We start from the raw sequence: 21,072 nt of genomic DNA, 5'->3' as shown, positions 1-21,072 counted from the left end.
TATTATTCCATACCTAACCTAGCGAATAGACGTTTAGAAGCAAACCTTACCTCTCTACAATCACCGATACCCTCTTTGAACTCTTTGCTTTGAGTTAAAGATATTCCTTTCCTTTTTGCAGTTTCAATATCTTGGAGCATAGCTGATTTCAATGCAGCATCAATACTAGTGATCTTAGAAGTATCTTTACCATGTTGGTTAGCCCATTGGGTTAATATGGAAGTAAACCTATCCGCATAGTTTCTATGCTCAAGTCCCATAATAGGGGTTCCTAAATCACTAGAGTATTCACCGTAATAGTAACAACCTATATTTTTACCCTGAAGTTGCATAACTTCGACTAATTGCTCTTTAGAAAGATCAACCACTTCATTACCAAAACAGCCAACTAATGAAGATACCACCCCAATGACTCCAACAAATCTAATCGTACTCTTTCTCACTTTAGTTCCTGATCTACTTTAAAATTATCGAACATCATAGCATAAAAAGCGAATGGGGCAGAACTGTACTAACTGAAATAGCTAGCTGGAAGATGGGAACACAATCTGGGCTTAAAAAATCTAGCCCATATTAAATCTGACTGGCACCGAGTCAAAAATGGGTAACTGTCAGATCAGAGTTTGTCCAACAACCTGTTACACAATTGGGAATCATCTTGTTTCACAAATAAATCTGATAATGGTTCCATGAGCACTAAACACGTCTTTGGACATAAATGAGTTTCAAAAAACCTTACATTAGCAAGTCATGAATAACTAGAGGTATGGCAAATAGCAAAAGTGATGTGCAGTACGCACCGGATGATGTGTCGAGACCTCTGCCTTTTGAAGACCGCGCTTGCATTGAGAAAAGAACTTCAATTAAATATTATCATCGACCGAATAAATTCATTGACGCCATACTATCTGAGGTAGTTACTGTCTTTGTAATGTTGTAGCTGTCAATGTTGTCTCTGAGCTTAAGCGCTAAGTCGAGGTTACCATCGATATCGGCGATAAAGTCATTCCACTTAACCACTTTAATATAGGATGGCTCGCCGAGATAGACTGATTGGCCAGTATGCACATTACTATCGCAATTACTCAATTCAGGTAATTTTTGATTAAACATGTTTTTTCTCAAGACTTCAAAAAGTGTATCGGTACGCAAAATTCTACAGTTACACTGAATACAACTGCCATTTTGGATAAAGTAATCGTATGATCCCATTCTATCGGGAATAACCACAGCTAATATAGCGTTCGGTCTACTAGTTTTAAAGCCTCGGGTTGACTCTCTTAGCGAGTATGAGATTTCCCAAGGTATCCATTGTTCAGACTCTTTCTGGAATGACGATTTCATCCCTTTTGTTATGAGAACAATTGTGATGCTACTATCGAAAATCTTGTCTCTTAGCTTTGATCGAATAGTTGAGTCTTTAAAGTCACTAAGGTCCTCGTCGTCTTTTTCACCTTTATTTATGTGGTCGAAAATACTCAAATTACTCTGTAAAACATCGACATAACGTCTAGCTGTAGTAGGCTCAAAGTCTAATAACCCTAGGTTTAACGGAGCGACATCTGCATCGGCGTATTTGTAAGATATAAAAATTTTTCTAGCCATTCTATGCCCCAATTACACAAGATACTTGATATACGATTGCGATCAATGGCAAGTAGAAAAAGACAAGTGTGTCCGAAAATATACCTGACAACCAACTGCTAGTACGAGTGTTATAGGCTGCTGGATTCATACTGAAATCAATATCTGCTTCATCCAAGCGACGTACGTGGTCGTATAGTCCTCTGAACTTTCTTTCTTGAGAAAGAAAAAAACCATCAAGGAACCAAAAGATAGGTCCAACTATGTAGCTAGGAACAAACAATTGAGGGTTGTTATCTGCTGAAAGAGCTAACAGGGCAGCTATTAAAGTTATCGTCCAACCTTTTATTAAGAAAGAGTTGCTATTCATCCTCGTGATTACACCTTGGATAAACTGGAGGTGTGCAATTTTACTTTCCATACTGGTTCCTTCTATTTATTGTGTTACTTGCAATCTCTGTAAGTTATCAGTGAAGCTTTCTTGATATAGGGCTGTTAAAGCGTCAAAACCTTTTAAATCTTGTTCGACGCAATGATATAACCAATTATATATAACGTTATAATTGTGTTTTTTAAGATGATCAGTAGACACCTTATATGAGACTTCAAAGGTATTAGAATCAGAAGCATTTATCGATTTGTTAAATTGACTCTCTGTTAGATCTTTTGCTCTGTTGGCAAGAGGGTGTTCACGTCTACGAACTAGAGAGCTAAATTGTAACTCGCTCATAACCCAGGGTGACGACGTTCGTTGGTCGATCTCGCCGTTTGTATTAAAGTCTTCAAGCGTATTTTGGGTGTTCAAAAACAACAGACATTCAGATCTATCAATCATGCAGTTTAAAGAGTTTTGAAGCATTAAATAAATATTACTAGTAGTTTTATTCCTAGCTTCATAAGAGTATGTTCCAGTATCGCTTTGATAACAAAACTTGTTATCTATCTTTCTCAACAGATCGTCTGCATAGCCCCAAACTTGTGAATCTATAAACACATTTACATCCAACATAGTATTGCATATATATGCAAATTGTTCGGCGATTACTTTGTCTTTGTGGGAGTGAGACAGGAAGATATGAGACTTTTCGATAAATGGAAACCAAGATTTTTGAAGCAAGTCGCCATCCAAAATACCTTCCTTAAAATAGAAGTCATCAAGCTCTGCGTGGATTTGTAACTCTGAGTCTTTGACAAATGAATTTAAACTTTGTCCTAAATGTATACCGCTATGACAAAAACGTTCAACTAAATCTACTGCCACGGTATTGTTAGTTGTAATATCATAACCTTTAAACATGAGACCTCCTTAGTAAATTGGTTGTGCAATTGTCTGTATATCATCCCTTATATGGGGGTAGATACGTCATAGTCAAGGGGTTGCTTAATTAAGTATTCGTTTATAAATTTTAAATGGGCTGCAATATGTTGGTAGTCGTAAGAGCAGAGATGAGAACACTATTGAACCGTCGAATTTACCCCCGTGATACAACACGGGGATTAACGACGAACAGCATCCGAAGAATGGATAACTTCTTGTAGGGCAAAGTCCCATTAACAGGATGTGAATGAGTGAAGGTCTACCAAATAATGGGGCATGAACGTGCCAGAACAGAGCGGCCTGACACGAGTATGGACAGAAATCATTTTCGGAAAATCGAACATTAGCGTGTCATAAATAACTAGAGGTATGGCAAATAGCAAAACTGACGTGCAGGTCGTATCAGATTCGTATCGAAACCTCTGCCTTTTGAATACCGCGCTATCATTGAGAAAAGTATCAAGGCCGCCACCCTTCTAGAGCAGATCGCACAATTTACTTATATAGAGGCTCAGGCTTGTTCAACACTTGGGATTTAACGTTGGCTACGCAACGCTTAATCCTTACCTGCTATGTGAGTATTTTATTGACTTCGGCATCATCAATTTTAATACCGTTATTAATATAATATTTCACTTGTTTAAATATATTGCTATCGTTGGTGAAGTTTAAACTATATATTGGCTTACCGACTAATAATGCATGTTCAATTTCCAATGATATCCAAGGTGATGTAAATGAATTATCAGTATTCACGGAATTTTTTGTTTGCAGAAATACAATACACCTTGATTGTTCAATTCGCTTTTTTAACACCATTTTGGTGTAGTCACTTACTAGATTTCGCTTCAAAAAATCATTATCACTAGTCCAGTCACAGTATACACTTAAGTCATGGTTATTAAGGCACGACTTAACCTGCCTTACTAAATCAGAGTCTTTATAACTATGCGAGATGAACACATGGAACTTCTTTTTATTTTGTATAGTATTTGACTCTAATCTTTGATACAAATCTTCTGGAGAAACAATAAACTGGTCTGTCTCTGTATTATATGATTTAACTTTGCCCTTAAAATTTTTTCTTAGTCTCACTGAAGCCCCAAGTTTTTGAAGATGCTCAAATGCCATCCTCCTAACTTGGTTGTTTCGTTCACTATCGTTTAGCTTCTGAAAAAACTCTATGACTTTAAGAGTGTTATATTTTTTAAGCTCATTAAATATTTCAACTTTCCCTTGAATTGTTATTCCTCTTTTATGATAAGCAGATAAAAATGCATCAATATATAACGGATCTACTATTTGTAGATCTCTATTTATAGATGCTATTTTATTCTCATGCGACTTTACTTTATTATTTGCTTTATTCAGTAGTAATTGATACGCCAGTTGAGCATTATTTTCGTTAAATTTTTTCTTATGTGCTGCAAGTTGGCCTTGTGAAATCATATGTTTAACTTTAAGCAACTTGAAGAAAAAAACATCAGGCTTATCATGATAATATCTTTTTTTCTTACCGACTTTAGCTAGGAACTTATCCTTGCTTTCATATTGTTCATATCTTTTGTTTAAGCTATCCCACATTAGTGGGAATAATTCTTTAAATAACTTTAACAACACATATTTATCATATTCAGCAGGTAGTGCCTCTGAGATTAAATTCAAAGGTCGTGTAAATGACTTTTGTAATTTTCTTGTTTCTGACTCGTATTTTCTTTTTACAATACCCGCCATAATCAACCAATTGCTATTATTTTAGTTATATAAATCATAAATACTAATGGAATATAAAAACCCCAAACTGAAATTGACTTCATTGCATCAACTTGATGTCTTGACATATTCTCCTGTGGCTTTATTGCATATAAATCAGAACTTACAATCGACTTACTATGTAGTTTTTCGACGAATTTATTGTAAGTCTCTCTAAAACCCTTTTCTAACGCCAAGTAATATGCATCTAAACAGGAAAATATTACCGTAGGTAATAATGCAATCCATGCATAATCTGGTTTCCCTTTATCCGCAACTATTACAAGCACAGCAGAAACTAGAGTAATACACCATGATTTACACGAAGAGCTATTTGATGCCATTCTCTGTATAACATTTTGCAACATCGCTAAATGAGCTTGAACTGAAGGAGATTCTTCAGCCAAACTAATCGACTGATTTTCTGACATTTTTCATTATCCTAAATTTGATGATTTCGAAAAGCACATAACGTTTCATAGACGTTTTTTTTCTGTAATTTTATTCGACCAATCATAACGCTAAATATACTCACGCTCAATCTAATGCCCGTATGGCCAAGCGCCTAGGATGTGAACTTCAGAAATTGCCGAAAGTTTCCGTATAACTCCGGCGGCTTCGGAGCAATAGGATTTTCAACCTACATATGGCCAAAGCAAGCTCGGTCTGAATCTCATTCATCGGATTAGATCTGGTAGGGAAAACGAACGTCCCCTAAAATGTGTGGAGTATTTGATCTAAGTAACTATGGGGCAGCGATTAGCTAAAAACGCTCTGTACCCATTGCTTGCAATGGCTGAGCCAACCTGATGAAAAACTGAGGCTGGCCACCCTTCTAAAGCAGATCGCACAATTTACTTATATAGAGGCTCGGGCTTGTTCAACACTTGGGATTTAACGTTGGCTACGCAATGCTTAATCCTTATCTGTTATACGATTATTACGCTATTGTCCAAACAACGTCTTTCACTGCCTTAGCATCACTTTTCAGCAAGACTTGTTGATCTCTGAGTTTGCCAAATATAGTCGTGATTTTCTCAGCTTCTCTTATACCGGTAAGGTCACGAGCTTGTTGGTTGTTGATTGAACCGTGCTTTTTAACAAAAGCGGTAATCGAATCTTCTGGTAGTAGCTTCGACGCATGATAGATAGATACTCGAACATAATTTCCATCTTCTACAATACTTGGGGCTTTCAGACCAAACTCATCCATGCGATGAAAAGCAGTATTTACACCTTCACCAAGATCTTTGTTAGGCGCCCCTGGGTAACGAGATAAGAAGCGAACCAGCTTTGAATTTCGAGAGAAGCGACTATCCAGAATATTGTCAACTTTTACGAAACCTGGCAATTTCCCTGGACTTTTTATTTCAATACGATCTTTAAAAACACCTACATGGACGTGATCAGAAATTGAATAGTCGCGATGGATAACTGCATTTACAAGAAACTCCCATAATGTTTCTTTTGGATAGCTTTGAGGCTTTAAGCCGTCCAATGTCCAAACTAAGTTCTTACTATAAAGCTCAACGAGTTTATTGTACGTATCTTCAATTTGGCTTATCAAGGGACCTTCTATTGTAATCAGGTCATCGGTCAAAGAGTCTCTTTCTGGCTCATCGTCCTTGGTGTCATAACGGGCAATTCGAATTGCACAAGCTCTTGGAATATCATTTGAAGGGTTTTCGGAAAAAAGTAAAAGGGATGCTACTTTTGGAACCCAAGTTTTCCGATCAACCAAATTCTGTTTGGTTAAAAACTCAACAGCATCTAAATGATTCGATGGCAAGTGTTCTAAATACTCTTTGAGAACGTTGGATGTTTCTAAATCATCGATTGATGCATCTGGAACTAAATCATCTTCACAAGACTTCAGACCTTTAGCATAGTTAAGCTCTTGGATTTTTAATGCACCTTTTAACTCTAACGATTGAGCTCCTTTTCTTATAATTACTTTCTTTTGAGATGTTTCGTGAACTTGTAAGCCTTTCTCTATCTTCACAAGAAGAACATAACCTCTAACTCCTTCTTGTCTTAGAAATTTACACTCAAAGTCGATAGATGGCGACGGATCACTCAAACTCTGAATAATATTATTGAAAGCCTCAATATTTTCACCAGGTTGCCATCTTTTAGCGGGGTCACTCTCTTCCTTGTCATCTGCAATTCCAACAACAAACTCACCGCCATCAGCATTTGCGAATGCAACTGCGATTTTTTGCAGTTTCTCACCTTTAATTTTAAAAGCTTTTCTGTCAAAGAAATGATCTTCTTCCCGTTCACAGTAATGTAAAGCCTCTTCAGGACTTATTACTTTTATTTCCACAAATTTATCCTTTATTGCTCTATTGCCAACTAATCGTATAACGCTTTATCGACGGATTTTTTCCGTAATTATTTGCGACCAAGCATAACGCTAATCATACTCAAGCTCAATTTAATGCTCGTATTGCCTAGCGTCATGGTGTTAACTTCAGAAATTGCCGAAAGTTTCCGTATAACTCCGGCGGATTTCTAGCAATACGATTTTCACTCTGATTGCACTCCAAATGAGCATGGCCTTATCTTTCGTCTGATTAGATTTGATAGGGAAAACGCACGCCCCTTAATTCCGTAGAGTATTTGGTCTAACGCATTTCGGGGCACTTTTGAGTTAGAAAGTGCCACGGGTAAAAATTCAGCCTGTGAAGGTTTTGGACAAAAGTGTTTTAGCTTACCTCCGCCCCGTCTGACTAGATACAGCCAAAAATCGATCAATCTTTATTTACATAACAGACTTTATTGGAATCGACAAACTATTGTCTTCCTACAGTTCAATCGCGTGACTCCGTAACAAAGAACGGCCCCCAACCGGCAGCCGTTCTTCTCACAAGTAAAAGTAGCTTTAATATTATGATTTTAAATGTTTTACCTGTGGTAATGCATTCCTTATTTAACGTAACGGCACTTAGTGTCGTGCAGCAACTTACTTGGGAGAGAGTGAGCCCTATTTCTCAATCAAGAACTCATCCAGAGACACGCCCGAATCAAGCTGCTCTTGAATGGCTGAAGGCGTTCGGCCCTGACCTGTCCAAGTCTTCTCTGAACCTTGTTCATCCGTATAACGATATTTAGCGGGGCGTGGTGTACGCTTCCCTTTCGTTTTCTTTGCCGAGTGTCCCGACAGCGCGGCAATTAACGCTTCAACTTCAATGCCTTCTTGTTCGATGTGTGCGGCAAGTTGAGCCACTTTTTCTTCTTTCTCTGCACGCGCTTGTTCGGCCGCCTCTTCGATTTCGACACGCTCAAGACATACGGTCGTGAGTTTATCGAGCGCTTCTTCAAGTTGCTCTAACGTTAATTCACGTGAGAAGGCTCGAAGTGCGCGAATGTTCAGCAATGTTTTTATCATTTCTACAGTCATAGGTTACCAATAATGTTTAAGGAGAATTTCGGTGTAAAAGCAGATGAATCACTTCCTGCTAATCAACATGGTCGATTTCGACACGATAGACGACCTTGGCTTGCACCCCAGGGCTTGATAGTGTTTCAGGTTGCGATTCGTGAAGAGCTAGTGCGATGGGTAACATCGCACCAGAAAAGTATTGTTGAACGTACCTTAAAATGAACTAGAAAAACTCTTTTAGGGTATAACCACTGGCTTTAAGTTCTTGAGCTACCTCAGTTTTCCATGCGCCTGCCACATCAAGATCTACATATACAACACCACTGATATCATTTGGAGTTTCGATGTCGCCTTTAACGAGAGCACAAACATTTCCTCGATCTAATTTGGCCATTAGGTAACCATGTTCAAAAACAACATTCTGCCTTGCTCGTTGCTTAGGATGAACTTTTGTCTCATGAATGCCTCGACCAAGGTCACAAGCCGTATAGAGAACCAAAGCAAACCCGACTTCATCAGCATAGTGCTCAATTTTTTCAATAATAGTTTTGCCTCCACTTGCTTGCTCATGAAGGATAATTGGAGTTAAACCTACGCTATCGACAAATCTTGCTACTTCTTGTTTCGCTTCATTATCGCGTCCATGCACGATAAACACTTTGTCTTTCTTAGGTTTTACTTCTGTAACTAGAAATGAACTTTGCGGCATATGCTGTTGAGTCTTAAATGGTGGTTCCGTTGATTTTAAAGTAGGTGTATCGCCAAACTCCAAGAAATTACAAACAGGTGCAAATTCTTCAGAGAGATAAGTACGCCTTTCCGCATAAGTACCAAACTTATTTTTGATGAACCCCCAAAATGAACCCAGGTCTCTGTGGAGCTTCAACCAACCTGGGAGCATTGGTGCTAAAGTGGAATCTTTTAGTAATTCATGACGAAGCTGAATATATTCGGAATTATCAGCATCTCCACCAGTAGCGTGGCTAGTAAGCAAGTTACTTAAGTAACTGACCTTTTCAAAGTCATTCGATAAAAATTCAATATTCATTTCTACAATTTAATTAATGGATAAAAATCTACTTATTATAACCGATAATCAATAGCTTAGTGAGGTGTGTTGAGCACTAGATTGCAAGATGACGCATAATTTTTAAAAAGCTTACGTCGACACTCTCTCGGATAACTACAGGTAAGGTAAACTTACAATTGCAGATTGTGATTAGACTTTAGCGCTGAGAAGGAATGGGGCAAAAGTGTTTTAGCTTACCTTCCTGACATGGTATTTCCATATAAACTACAGTTCACGTTACAGTGTTGTAATTAGTACGGTAGCAAAATGTATATATTGAGTAAATGGCAGGCAGCTTATCACAATTTGCGTTAGTCCTACTGCCATGAAAATCGTAAATGGACTTGAAGTTATAGCGCTGGTAATAACTAGTAACCGGCCACTTTTAACACTACTTTTAAGTAGTATATGGATTATGGCGGCCACAAAGTACACTACAACGCTATATATGATGAACGATGCGAAGTGGTGTGTAACGTAAAATGGCGTCGACAAACATTGAGAAAGGTTTACCTCCGTCTCATTAAGTTCATGATTTTGAGCTTTGCCAAATGGTTGTTCGTCTTCTTCTAATTGGACTATATGCAGAGTTAAATCTTCACCAAAGTCTCCTTCGAAGTATTCCGCCCTTTGCGTTTTCAGGTGGCTCAAGACCTCGCTTACATCTTCGCTATTTGAATCATGCACCGGCATCAGCTCAGAAGATTTGATTTGACTCGAAATTGAAGCTGTTAAGATAATCACGTATGCAAAAGAGTAAACAACAGCGCTTAGTAAAATTATGGATATGAGTTTTTTAAAAAGTAACATTCCGTTTACCTACCAGCTCCTTTTGAAGCAACACACACTATTGTATGACGACAACTATGCATCCATTGGGAATTGTGAGCCTAACTATTAGGTCGACAATGTTAGCTTTTGGCTTATTAGGTAACGCCCTACAAACTCTCCCGCGTTTCTCCACGCTTTAGGACTTACTCCGTTGCCTAACATCCTTTGCACCGCTGTAACGTTGCCACGCTTACTCACTAATGGGTGTTTACCTTTAGCTACGCTGTCTAAGACTGAAAAAAGCTTTTTCGGCACTTCTCGGATTCGGCTATGCTCAACGTAGGTAAACAGTCTTTGTAAGTGCGACCCTTCTGCCTGAATCATTGGAGAGCCGATTTTTGGTGAATTGTATGTAGCAGGTATGGCAGCTATTTTTGTTTCGTTCCCACTGTACACCTTGTGCTTAAAGTTCAATCTTGGATCCGTCAGTTTATCTTTTACGTGCTGCATTTCCTTCCAGGCTTTGTCTCCCAGTGGCACAGTTTCCATTATTGACTTGATTTGAGGTCTATCCGTTATTTGTTTTGGCTGGAAATCATCAAGGTTCGCTCGGTTTAATCCCTTTGATGTTGCCAAGATAAAGCAACGCTTACGCTCTTCAAAATCTCCATGGTCATACCCTGAGATACGTGCCTCTTCAAACTGGTATCCCTGAATTTCTTTTTTAATTAAAGAGTATGTTTTGCTCTGTAAGAACGGAACCGCACACTCAATGATTATTACAGCAGGGTTGAGTTGTTTAATCGCGTTGACCGTTGGTATAAATTTACTTCCGACCTTGGGGTGTTCAAGATCTCTTTGAGTCTTTGGGCACAACGTTGATTGGTTGTAACATGGATATCCAATCTCCAGTACGTCTACTTGCGGTACTGAACTAAAATCGATGTTTGATATATCATCGGCAATAACAACTGCATTTTTCAAATGTTCTTCCCAAATAGGATTCCCTTCAACTTGAACAGAAAGTGCGAGCTCATCAATATCCGTACTAAACGCCTGCACTGTATCTAATCCTGTCCTTTTCAAACCAAGCTTCAGTGCTAGAGACGTAAGCCCAATACCGCTGTACAGGCTTCCAAAGGTGACTTTTCCTCTTTTGATGCTAGCCGATAGACGCGCCTCTCTCTTTAGCCTATCTATATCAGCCTTAGAAGCAGAGATGATAATTTTACCGCTTCTAAAGGTTATGATTACTCTATCGAGTCCTGAAAAACACTCGGCGAGAGTCTTATTTCGGATCTCAATTAGCTCTCCACGGCTAGTGTCTTGAACCGAGTTCGTTCCACATTTATCACTCAGAATCTCGACCTTTAATTTCGAATATTCAATGCGTATTGCACCTTCTGCATTAAACCCAGAAGCTTTTAGAGCTTGTGTATTTTGCAAATAGATTCTTGCTGCACCGTTTTTAAGGTGTTTGAGCGAGTAGTTGAACATCTTCGTAACGAACATACATTAGCCTATTAATTACCAATAATTAGCACTCAATATAAGTTAATATATTATTTTAATCAAGTAACATCGGTCGATTTGTATTCATAGGTTGTTTGAATTTCCACCAGCAAAAGACATATATTGTATTTTATTTGAAAATGGAGAGTTTAAATGAAGAAGTGGTCATTTGCTTTGCCTGTCATTGTAGGTATTCTAGGATGTAAGGAACAGACGTTATTGAGCCCTAACGAACCCCAGTCTGTTGCCATTCCCATTTCACCCCCCCTTTTAAGGCAGTCTTTGAAGGGCTGCAGAACACCAATAGCTTTGCTGTTTTTGATGAGCGGGTCCGGTTTATTACTGACCATGGAGTTTTAGAAAAAGAATACTCCAAAGAAGGTCAAAAAATTACCGTATATATGGCCAACTCAAGTTTGGTTGAGGGCTTAGACACTGAGTTCATTCTTAAAGATGACTCGCTAATTTGTACTGCCTGTGCGCTGTTTAATTTGGATTCAAATTGGGCACGGACGTACAACCATGATTACTACTACAAATATTACTAGTGGGGGCCAAAGTGCTTAACCGTAAAGCAGTATCAACAATGACAACGCTTTCGATGGCTATTTTGCTATCGCATAGTATTGGTGCCAAAGAACCTAAATTGGGTCCATATAATGCTTGGAATGTGGAAGAGTCTGAAGGTTGTACATACAACGGCGAAAAGTTTGCTTTTGGTGAACTGAAGGCCATGAACCAGCCTGAATTGGAAGAGTTCAAAGTTAGTACCGGTTACCAAGCCAGTGACGGCTATGCAGTTTTGATGATCTGCAGTTATTTGGTAAACCCGCAGTCGAATGACCACCCGCCATCTAAAGCTAGAGATTATCGGTGGGTAGCTTTCTCTTGGTAAGAATTCACACCGATATACCGCAAGGGCCTGGTGGTCCGGCTCTTGCCCTTTAGTGTAATTTAATCGTAGGTAGCCTCCCCATGTAGCTCAAAATTGGCAAGTACTCTTCGTAAGCATCTAGAAGTTCTTTTTTGCATTGTAAATAGGCCCCAAGCTTCCCATATTTATTGACACTTCTTTTTATGCATTTCCGCTTGCCGTTTATCGTTGGCATTGCTCGATAGTACTTTTGGCCACTTTTGGTAACCATTAACAACGGCTCCAAATTCTTAGGTAAGGAAGACAAGAAATACGGATCAGATACAATTTTTGGCCAATGAGATTTCCAAAGCTCTTTGCCGACTGTATTTCTCAACTTGATAGCCTTCTTATAAGTTTGGCCCACCCCGAGCTTCAAATGCCCGAGTGAATGATACGAAATGTTGTCGTCAGGTGTCGGTATGTGTAGTTTTATTGCCTTGTCAGTCATTGACATAAATCGCGTATCGGCGCCTTCTCTAAACTCCATACTCACTCTATCCCATTGTTTCGATACTGTATTGTTACCGTTAATCTATTTTTATTACTACCAATTAGCATTGGATGACTGGCAAATCTGATAACCTGGTCGTAAAGCTCGGTGATAAGAACTCTCTCCTCATCGACCACTCTTGTCGTGTTCCCTGGGCACCTAAGAATACAGCACCCCGACCAAACTTAGCATTTAAGTTATCGACAACCCCCATTAACGCTGGATCTTCTGGCTCCGCGAACAAATCTACTTGCCGCTGTTTGTCTGAGACCAGTTGGAGTGCGCCGACACCAACTTTGTAGTAATCAACATTAGACTTAAACAAGCTTTCAGCCATGCCAGTCACTACTTTGCTGAATCGCGTAGAGTCTGAGCTCGGGAACTCGAATTGGTGAATCGCCTTAAAGCTTTGAGGTTTGTTATCGAACGGGGATGTGTTCGCAAATGCCATCAATGTTAGACATGAACTATTTTGATCTCGGCATTTCCTTGCAACTATTGAAGCATGAAAGCTCAAAGCCTGCTTTAGTTCGTCTAATGTTCGAATTCTGGTACCTACACTACGCGTGGACATGATCTGCTGCTTGTCCTTGCGACAGTCATCCCACATTTTTGCTGGCTCGCCTTGTAACTCTAGTACCGTCCTTTGCATGTTGATATCAAAACGTCTCCTAGCCTCTTCGGGCCCGAGAAGAGCTAGGTCAAACGCCGTATCAATACCCATCCATTTTAAACGTTTCGCAGAGGCTCGACCGATACCCCAAACATCCTTCACACTTGTCATTTTCAAAGCATCAATGCGATCTTTCTCTGTTTTAATGACACAGACACCGTTGTATTCACGAATACTTTTGGTCAGTTTGTTTGCAAGCTTGCTTAGCGTGAGCGTTGGTCCGCTACCGAAAGAAACCGGTATTCTGCATTCACGCCAAACTGTTTGCCTAATCTTTTGGCCAAATTGAACAACATCGGGAATCAATTTCAGGTCATTAGTTAGGTTTAAAAAAATCTCATCTATTGAATAGATATGAGATTCGGACGCAAACTCAGAGATCGTAGCCATCATTTGTCCACTGATGGACGCGTACAGAGCGTAGTTACTTGAGAACACCTTGATACCATTTTTATCAATTATTCCCTTTTGCTTAAAATAGGGCTCGAATTTAGCTATGCCAGCTTCAACCGCGAGCCTATTAGCAGCCACTACAGCGCCATCGTTATTACTCAATACTACACAAGGTTTTTTGCGGTACTGCGGCTGAAAGACACACTCACAGCTGACATACATGCTATTAGCATCGATAAGCGCAAAGTGCTTCATATAAAGTCCGGTAATGGTGTGAAAAGTCTTACAGAGCGAATAACGGTACCTTCAATTGAGAAGTCATCGCCCTCTTCAATTTTGATTGGCTTGTGTTCAGGATTCGATGAAAGAAGTAGTCGCCTTTCGACATCAAGCTTTTTGCACAGCAGTGACCCGTTTAAGTAGACGACCACAATACTTCCAGTCATCGCTTGTGGTTTTCTATCGATACATAGTAGGTCGCCGTCAAAAATACCATCTCCATTCATTGAGTCGCCTGACGCATATGCTAGGAAGGTACTGTTCGGGTTATTGATCAAAATAGAATCTAGACTAACGCTTAACTCTGTATATTCGGCTGCAGGGCTTTCCCAGCTCGAGAGCGAACAAGAAGCAGAAGAATTGAATAGTTTTAAGTTACCCATAGAAAATTCATCGAAAATAGAAGGACTGTATAAATATACAGTCCTAACTTTGAGAGCGCCATCAAATCAATGCTGACTGCTTGTTTTACGAGCGGTGGAACTAGGAAGCGGATATAGGCAGGCGCATCATGCAATCGACTTGTCTAGTTAGGAGGAGACTAACGAAAAGGTGTAGGTATAGAACGAAATGTCGCGCTCTTTTCCTGAATCACCAGCGACTCATAGGCTTATCATTTTTTTGGACTATTGAACAGATCACTGCCATACCAACAAAGATGATCATGCCTAGTAATTCCCAGTACTGACCCAGTAGCTTTATAAATGTGCTTACCCGTATTTGACCATTCAGATAGTGTTTTCCCTAAGTAAGACGATGTAGCAAATACACGGGCCATAGAATGGCCCGAACTAGACTTAATTAAATGCGCCGACTGATTCGAATTGATTAGATGCAGTTAGCGTCCTTCGTTCTTTGATAAGCACTTTTTCCCCAGTGATTTCTAGATACCTAATTCCCGCTTTGACACGATCCAACTCCAATATTTCTTCTTTAGAAAGTGACTGGCCATGCGTCAGAGACAATAGAGAGGTAAAGCTATGCTCAGAATCAAAGAAACGATTGTTGTGTTTTTTGTCATTACCAATGTTAACTCCGTAGAACCAGTTCTCGACCGTGTTCGTGTCCGGCTGCAAAACATAGGTCATGTGATGTTCGACATTTCGAAATCTACGGCTCTTGCTCGACCAACGATAGATAACCGTAAATTCAGTGACAGCTTCAGGAATGATCGAAATCCAACCTCTATGTCCAAGCGACTGGACACCTACATTGCGAGGGTTAGCCCAGAGTTTCTTTAGCTTATGATCATCAGGAGCGCCACACCAATCCGGGCCTTCAAAATTGAAATTGATATCATTCGAACGTGTGTTCTGGATATCTTGAGACAGCATTAGTCTTGGTAGGAAGTGAAATGCTCGGAAGTTAGGAAAAGTTGGTAAATGAGTGTGTGAGGTTTGCGCAGTAATCGCCTTCTCTACAAGCTTTGATGAATCAATATAGACTTGGTCCCATGAACAATTTTCAGCGGCCTCTTCTGGCGTCTCGCCCATGCAAAAACTTAAGATGTACCTGTTCCAGTCTGAATTTATGGATTTGTATGGTACGCCTTGAAATAGCGATTGAAATTTAGTCCACCAGCTTGACCAAGCTAAATTGTGATCACCAGTAAGCTCCCTGATAAAATATCCGGCGCCGCGCTCCGATACACGTAAGGAGCGTCCAGAACGCCCATCAAATCGTTCGACATAACCGAGTCCAATCAAGCCCTCAACAATATCAGTAATCTTATGGCCATGCTTGGCGTAAACATCTAAACATTTTTCCTTAATTTCGGCTCGCGTTAACCCTTTGCGCTCATGTTTCATTTCGTCAAGATAGTAGCCAAGTATCTTTTTTTCAGGTTCATCAAAATTACGGCGACACCAAAGCCATTTGAGCAAAGGAAATTCGTATAGAGGGTCAGCACCAAATTCTATAATGTACTCGGTTGGCCCCATCAACTTGAAATCAGGCGCTACACCAAAGAGATTTTTTTCTTCATTAGTGCCAGTACTGATGATGGCCTGCTTTAAGTGTTCTAGCTCAATGTTTGGATCACCGATGGTGTTCCGTAGTTTGATTGCAAATGCATCAATGGTTGTTGGCGTAAAAACCAAAGAAGGTGAATTGTTTGAGAACGATTTTGATAAGTTTTGTAATGCTCCCCAATCATCAAAACCTAGGGCTTTGGAACACATAGTGAGCCATTTTGCTTTGTTAAATTTGCGGTCAGTCAATTCGCATTCTGTCATTACATCTCTGAGTTGGTAAAACTGAGAGCGCAATTGCGCGAGGTGTGTAGGTTTGAAGGCTATCATTATCTTTCCTGTTCATGTGCCTGCGTGTTTGCTGCTTTCCACTTCGACACTGGGTAGTGAAAGAAATAGATATAATAGTTTGTCTAACATAGATGTCATTGGGCTTGGGTATGTGCAGCACCACCGGACGATGACATTCGCCCAACCTCCAAGTTACATAAATCTCACGCCTAGATCAAATATTTCATTTGCAAATAAAAAACAATACAAAAATACTTGTAAAAATTTCGAGCTTAGACTAGTATTTTTTGTGAAGAGTAACTCGTATTCATGAGTTGTAATTCCTTAACCTTGACGTATCAAAAGCTTGTTCAAGAAAATGAACAATAGCCGCCTATCTTACAAGCCAAGAGATAAGCGGCTTTTTTTTATCTAAAAACTACATGCCCTGAATTTTTACCGTCATTACACCTGAAGTGCATATTAAAGCATTCAATCAACCCTTTCTTGTCTGACATGTTTACCCTTTGTTGCTTGTTCTATCTATTCCTTAAATAGCCATACATAAAGTACACACATAAATAGAATAAAATACAGCACATTTATGAGTACTAAAACGTCAAGATAGCTTTTGATAGACTTTAGAGTTACTTCGATAAGTGGTTATCTTGGAAAGACGTATGGAGATTGAAGATTCCCCCACTATGTAGGTAACAATAGTGGGGGGAGTTGTGGCTTAAATAACACATATGTTATGCGAATAGTATCGTATGCAATTTCATGATTGAGTACAACCACTCATCAATAATACACGACTCACTTTTTTGAGGAATTTTCAGTGATTGAAGTTTGACTAAGAATCATAGTTTGGTTCAGCCCTTCTTTGAAAAGTTCTTTCGGTGAAGACACATTAAATCAAGAAAACTCTGTGTGTTCCAAAGATGCCTGGGGAACACTCAAGACCGTCACTGATAATTGGCATCAACATCTAACATAAGAGTGAGGGCCCTACTCTTATGTGGGATGAATATAAAACAGTATTAATTATACCTTGTGTCTGTATCTGCACATTGCGACAAATGCATCCAATGGAATATCATACCTGTTTGAAACTCATTACTGATAAGGTCTGTATTGATGAAGGTCGCTAAAAGCTCTATAACACGCTTAATAAAAAAAATTGACAACGAAAAAGCATTTGATCGTGAGGAGGATCTTCTGGGCTTCGAGGGTATAAGTAAGTCTATGTTGATTGATTCTTTGAAAGAATCTTATGGACTTTTGGAAGGGCTTAGTGAAAAAAAAGAGACTTTCGATGTCATTTTTATGAAGAGAAAACTAGCGACCTTAGTTAAAAGTTGTAACGGATACTTAGACGATCCAGGCAAAACGCTTGGTGCAGAAAGAAAATTTGACGATTTTTTAGATAAAATTTCGAAAATTAGAGGGCTGATTAAGCACACTTACTTGTTGGTTGTTGAAGATTGTATCCGTGAAGAGTCATATATATATAATATTAAAGCCGACTTGGAAGAACATAGAACATCTTTACAAGGGTACATCGAGTGTAAAGAAGAGGTTGTTGAAGCTAGTGAAACCGTAAAAACAATAGAAAAAGAACTGCAAAGGTTTAAAGAAGAATATGAAGGGTCAGATGCTTATGTCACGCAAGTCGTTAATGAAGTGTCAAAGCATCAACAGGATATAGAAAGCAGTCGAGATATTGTCGAAACCGCTAAGGAAGATATCATCACTACGAAATCCCAGATACTAAGAAATAAGGCGGCATATACAAAGCAAGTTGAAAGAGGGGAGAGGCTCTTTCATAGTATTGAAAAGCAGGAGGTTACCATACAAGTTCAATCTGAAGGAGTAGAAGCGGTAGCGAGCAAGCTTGCTGAGCAGCAAGATTCAATACAGCGCGTCATTGATGATGCGAATCGAGCAAGTATGGCAGGGTCTTTCTTAAGGAGAAAAAATGAACTTGATAAGCCTATTCGTTGGTCAGGTATAATCATGAATGTCGCCTTAATCGTCGCTGCCGCTATCTCTTCTTTGCTCTTCTATTTCAGTGGTTTCTTCGAAGGTAAATTTGATTACTTAGCCTTCTTAACAAAAATTCCAATTATTGCCCCGTTCATATGGATTGCTTGGACCAACGGGCAAAGAAATAGCTACCTCGTGAGGATTCGTGAAGACTATGCGTTTAAATATGCCTCGGCCATGGCCTTCGAAGGGTATAAAAAACAAGTGCAGGAAGTTGATGAAGGTCTTCAAAAGCGCTTGTTAGAGCTTGCGATTGAAAATATGGGATCAAACCCTATTCGAATTTTCGATAAGACAGTAAAAGTCAGTCCTGCTCAAGAGTTACTTGCTGGACTAAGTAAGACATCAACAAATGCCGCTAAAAAGGCTGAATCCTTGGTCAAGTGATTTTAATCTTACTTTTCAGCTGGTGGCACTTACAGATCTCGATGTAGTCTTGATTTGTCCAATTACACTCTAGACACTAAAGGCCCACATGACTGGGCATTTAGTGCTTAGTCTTAGAATCAGAAATACTCACCCAATCAATGTACTGAGGCATGACTTGTAAAACACGATTTTCTAACCAGTCAACCCCAATAATATCGTCTTCAATACAACTCTGTTTGTATTCGTCTAACTGCTTTATTAAGTCGACCTCAGAATCTAAAGTCACTTTTTCAACTGGGAACCAATGCCAATTTGTTTCAAGCTCTATCAATAATTGCCTAGCATTCCAGTCAATGCCCCATAAGTAGTAGGTACCAGACCTATCAGCAAGAGTGCATGGTAGCCCCGATTTGATTCCAATATTTGATAAAAATTCAACCACCCAAACCCCCTGTAGTTTTTTAAATGAAAATGTCTCATTTGTAATCAACCTTAACACGAATGTGTAATTTTAAAAATAGAGCTCTACGAATGAAGCTTTGTTAACCATGCCCCAAATCAATTAAGAATATTTGCATCGAGCTAGGAAAAACAGACTCACAAATTAAGAATGGAAATGATGTCTAGGAAAATGTCAAAAGAGCGCCAAGCAATATTAGATAAGTCAGGTGGTGTTTGTTGGTATTGCGGTGACCCACTAGCTGACAAACGTTGGCATGAGGACCACTTTTATCCGATCAGACGCAACTATGATGGGACTTGTCTAAATCCACAATATGATGTCGAGGAAAACAAAGTACCCTCTTGCGCACCTTGCAATAAACTTAAATCTTCACTTAGCATTCAATACTTCCGAAAGTACATCGATGAGTTCGTCGATGGCCTAAATAAGTACACTAACCAGTATAAGTTCGCAAAACGATACGGCCAGATACAAGAAACGCGTCACCCAGTAGTTTTTTGGTTTGAAAAAAACAACAAGAAAGTGAATCTGCCAGAATTAATTGAATAAGTATCGGCTCTAAAAGTGGTGCTGGGGTTACGGTATCACTGAAAGCAGCCCAGTAATCCAATTAGAACGACTGCAAACGAGCAAAAGATTAAGGCTATAAAGTATTAGTCAGCTTATCTATGTATTTGTACAATCGGCAAGGAAAGTATAGTAGCCATAAAAACGGACTGAGTTACTTTCATAAATTTGCATCCAAAATTTGAGCTTCGTAAAGCTTTGTTAATTTTGAAAAAAAGTAGCAGAGGAACAAGCTAGTATCGATGTAGTTACAACAATACCTCTAGTGCGTTATGAACATCATCCAGCATTTATATTGCACTAGAAGAGATAGAATAAACTAATGAGTAAAAATCTAAAACACTATCAAGCCCTCGATATGCTTGTTACAAATGCATTGTTGACGCTCTATTGCACCATGAGTAACAAAGGTGGTTATTGGACAACGAAACGAAGAAATGAACTTTTGGTCAAGTGCATAAAACCCAAGTTGAAAATGAAACAGTTTGCAACTTGTAAAAATGAAATAAAAACAATGATATGTATTGGACGCGATGCAGTGGGCAATCTGGAAAAGAAGCTGTGGGATGTGAATGCGTTAAACCTTGATTATCAGTCAAAATTTTCTCAAGCCGATGAGCTGTACATCATGTTTAGTAGTTTACATGAAAAACACAAATTTCCATCAATGATGAACAACACTTCTCAATACAAAGAGATGGATACACTATACATAACACAGGAAGACATTGAAGATGTGTTTGATGGTGTCAATAATCAAATCAAGCCCTTACCACTAACGGTTAAAACTAACAGACTGAATGAGTTAATTAGAGCAGTAGAAGAAAATGGAACATATCATGTTGAGGCTGGCGATGTGAATGAGGACGGGCTTACTAGCTTCTTGTTACACAGAGCCTCTTAAAACTATATGGTACCATAACTAGTTTTATGCCATTTGACAGGTTTATAGCTTTTAGCCGTTTAAGAAGAGCCTGGTTATTACAGTGTATCTTTATCGCTTGGTGATGATGTATCTGTTCTAAGAAATAACCCTATCACTATACACATTTGACTCGACAAGATGGATGACCACGATTCCCGCCGCTACCAAATGGCGGCTGACGGGCTCGCCGTTCGAAACATCGCTCGCTTAGATTCGATTAAAATAGCTAAGGCGCTTAACGACATATGCGATGCTTATTCTGTTGCTTATCGCCATTCCTCTTTCTCTAAATATTTCCATACTTTCCACTTGTAAGTTAG

At 39.2% G+C, this 21,072-nt stretch carries 20 protein-coding genes; 4 read left to right on the top strand and 16 right to left on the bottom strand.

The window, feature by feature from the left end:
• Window positions 1-2 precede the first annotated feature (2 nt).
• From OCV52_RS24160 to OCV52_RS24110, 11 genes are all read right to left on the bottom strand, one after another.
• Window positions 3-443 carry a hypothetical protein gene (locus OCV52_RS24160; protein WP_137406575.1) on the bottom strand — a complete coding sequence of 147 codons (441 nt, stop codon included), beginning with the start codon at window positions 441-443 and terminating at the stop codon, window positions 3-5.
• A 430-nt stretch (window positions 444-873) separates the two neighbouring features.
• Window positions 874-1,605 (bottom strand): TIR domain-containing protein, encoded by a 732-nt coding sequence (locus OCV52_RS24155; protein ID WP_137406576.1) that lies wholly within the window; start codon window positions 1,603-1,605, stop codon window positions 874-876.
• 1 nt (window position 1,606) lies between these two features.
• Window positions 1,607-2,005: a hypothetical protein gene (locus OCV52_RS24150; protein WP_137406577.1), complete on the bottom strand. Its 399-nt coding sequence runs from the start codon at window positions 2,003-2,005 to the stop codon at window positions 1,607-1,609.
• Window positions 2,006-2,020: 15 nt separating this feature from the next.
• A complete protein-coding gene (locus OCV52_RS24145; RefSeq protein WP_137406578.1) occupies window positions 2,021-2,881 on the bottom strand; it encodes a hypothetical protein in 861 nt (286 codons plus the stop codon).
• Between the two features lie 591 nt (window positions 2,882-3,472).
• Window positions 3,473-4,636, bottom strand: coding sequence for a toll/interleukin-1 receptor domain-containing protein (locus OCV52_RS24140; RefSeq protein ID WP_137406579.1), 1,164 nt, complete (start codon window positions 4,634-4,636; stop codon window positions 3,473-3,475).
• A 2-nt stretch (window positions 4,637-4,638) separates the two neighbouring features.
• Window positions 4,639-5,085 (bottom strand): hypothetical protein, encoded by a 447-nt coding sequence (locus OCV52_RS24135; RefSeq protein ID WP_137406580.1) that lies wholly within the window; start codon window positions 5,083-5,085, stop codon window positions 4,639-4,641.
• A gap of 509 nt (window positions 5,086-5,594) precedes the next feature.
• Window positions 5,595-6,980, bottom strand: coding sequence for an RNA-binding domain-containing protein (locus OCV52_RS24130; RefSeq protein WP_137406581.1), 1,386 nt, complete (start codon window positions 6,978-6,980; stop codon window positions 5,595-5,597).
• 660 nt (window positions 6,981-7,640) lie between these two features.
• On the bottom strand, window positions 7,641-8,057 hold the full coding sequence (locus OCV52_RS24125) for an H-NS family histone-like protein (RefSeq protein ID WP_137406582.1): 417 nt from the start codon (window positions 8,055-8,057) through the stop codon (window positions 7,641-7,643).
• A gap of 205 nt (window positions 8,058-8,262) precedes the next feature.
• The gene (locus OCV52_RS24120; RefSeq protein ID WP_137406583.1) at window positions 8,263-9,087 is read right to left on the bottom strand and encodes a TIR domain-containing protein; all 825 of its coding nucleotides are present in this window, start codon (window positions 9,085-9,087) and stop codon (window positions 8,263-8,265) included.
• Between the two features lie 258 nt (window positions 9,088-9,345).
• Window positions 9,346-9,918 (bottom strand): hypothetical protein, encoded by a 573-nt coding sequence (locus tag OCV52_RS24115; RefSeq protein ID WP_137406584.1) that lies wholly within the window; start codon window positions 9,916-9,918, stop codon window positions 9,346-9,348.
• Window positions 9,919-10,005: 87 nt separating this feature from the next.
• Window positions 10,006-11,325 (bottom strand): DNA cytosine methyltransferase, encoded by a 1,320-nt coding sequence (locus OCV52_RS24110; RefSeq protein ID WP_170222413.1) that lies wholly within the window; start codon window positions 11,323-11,325, stop codon window positions 10,006-10,008.
• Window positions 11,326-11,950: 625 nt separating this feature from the next.
• Here OCV52_RS24110 and OCV52_RS24105 point away from each other — a divergent pair.
• Complete coding sequence (locus OCV52_RS24105) at window positions 11,951-12,286, top strand: hypothetical protein (protein ID WP_137406586.1); 336 nt, start codon at window positions 11,951-11,953, stop codon at window positions 12,284-12,286.
• Window positions 12,287-12,335: 49 nt separating this feature from the next.
• Here OCV52_RS24105 and OCV52_RS24100 read toward each other — a convergent pair whose 3' ends face one another.
• The 4 genes from OCV52_RS24100 to OCV52_RS24085 form a co-directional block, all read right to left on the bottom strand.
• Entirely contained in the window at window positions 12,336-12,794 is a 459-nt protein-coding gene (locus OCV52_RS24100) for a Fe3+-citrate ABC transporter substrate-binding protein (RefSeq protein WP_137406587.1), read from the bottom strand.
• A gap of 64 nt (window positions 12,795-12,858) precedes the next feature.
• The gene (locus tag OCV52_RS24095; RefSeq protein WP_240700653.1) at window positions 12,859-14,118 is read right to left on the bottom strand and encodes a Y-family DNA polymerase; all 1,260 of its coding nucleotides are present in this window, start codon (window positions 14,116-14,118) and stop codon (window positions 12,859-12,861) included.
• Complete coding sequence (locus tag OCV52_RS24090; protein ID WP_137406588.1) at window positions 14,115-14,525, bottom strand: LexA family protein; 411 nt, start codon at window positions 14,523-14,525, stop codon at window positions 14,115-14,117. Before OCV52_RS24090 ends, OCV52_RS24095 begins: the two co-directional genes overlap by 4 nt.
• Window positions 14,526-14,939: 414 nt before the next feature.
• Window positions 14,940-16,442: a hypothetical protein gene (locus tag OCV52_RS24085; RefSeq protein ID WP_261900903.1), complete on the bottom strand. Its 1,503-nt coding sequence runs from the start codon at window positions 16,440-16,442 to the stop codon at window positions 14,940-14,942.
• A gap of 1,077 nt (window positions 16,443-17,519) precedes the next feature.
• Between OCV52_RS24085 and OCV52_RS24080 the strand changes: the two genes are divergently transcribed.
• Window positions 17,520-18,815, top strand: coding sequence for a hypothetical protein (locus OCV52_RS24080; RefSeq protein WP_137406590.1), 1,296 nt, complete (start codon window positions 17,520-17,522; stop codon window positions 18,813-18,815).
• Between the two features lie 100 nt (window positions 18,816-18,915).
• Here the strand turns inward: OCV52_RS24080 and OCV52_RS24075 are convergent, their stop codons facing one another.
• Window positions 18,916-19,239 carry a hypothetical protein gene (locus tag OCV52_RS24075; RefSeq protein ID WP_137406591.1) on the bottom strand — a complete coding sequence of 108 codons (324 nt, stop codon included), beginning with the start codon at window positions 19,237-19,239 and terminating at the stop codon, window positions 18,916-18,918.
• A gap of 174 nt (window positions 19,240-19,413) precedes the next feature.
• Between OCV52_RS24075 and OCV52_RS24070 the strand changes: the two genes are divergently transcribed.
• Window positions 19,414-19,809 (top strand): HNH endonuclease, encoded by a 396-nt coding sequence (locus tag OCV52_RS24070; protein ID WP_170222414.1) that lies wholly within the window; start codon window positions 19,414-19,416, stop codon window positions 19,807-19,809.
• Between the two features lie 340 nt (window positions 19,810-20,149).
• Window positions 20,150-20,731, top strand: coding sequence for a DUF2913 family protein (locus OCV52_RS24065; protein ID WP_137406593.1), 582 nt, complete (start codon window positions 20,150-20,152; stop codon window positions 20,729-20,731).
• The last annotated feature ends 341 nt before the right edge of the window (window positions 20,732-21,072 follow it).

This window comes from Vibrio chagasii (genome assembly GCF_024347355.1).
GTDB lineage: Bacteria > Pseudomonadota > Gammaproteobacteria > Enterobacterales > Vibrionaceae > Vibrio > Vibrio chagasii.
Note: the sequence above shows the minus strand (reverse complement) of the source record. Positions and strands in the feature narration are given on the sequence as shown.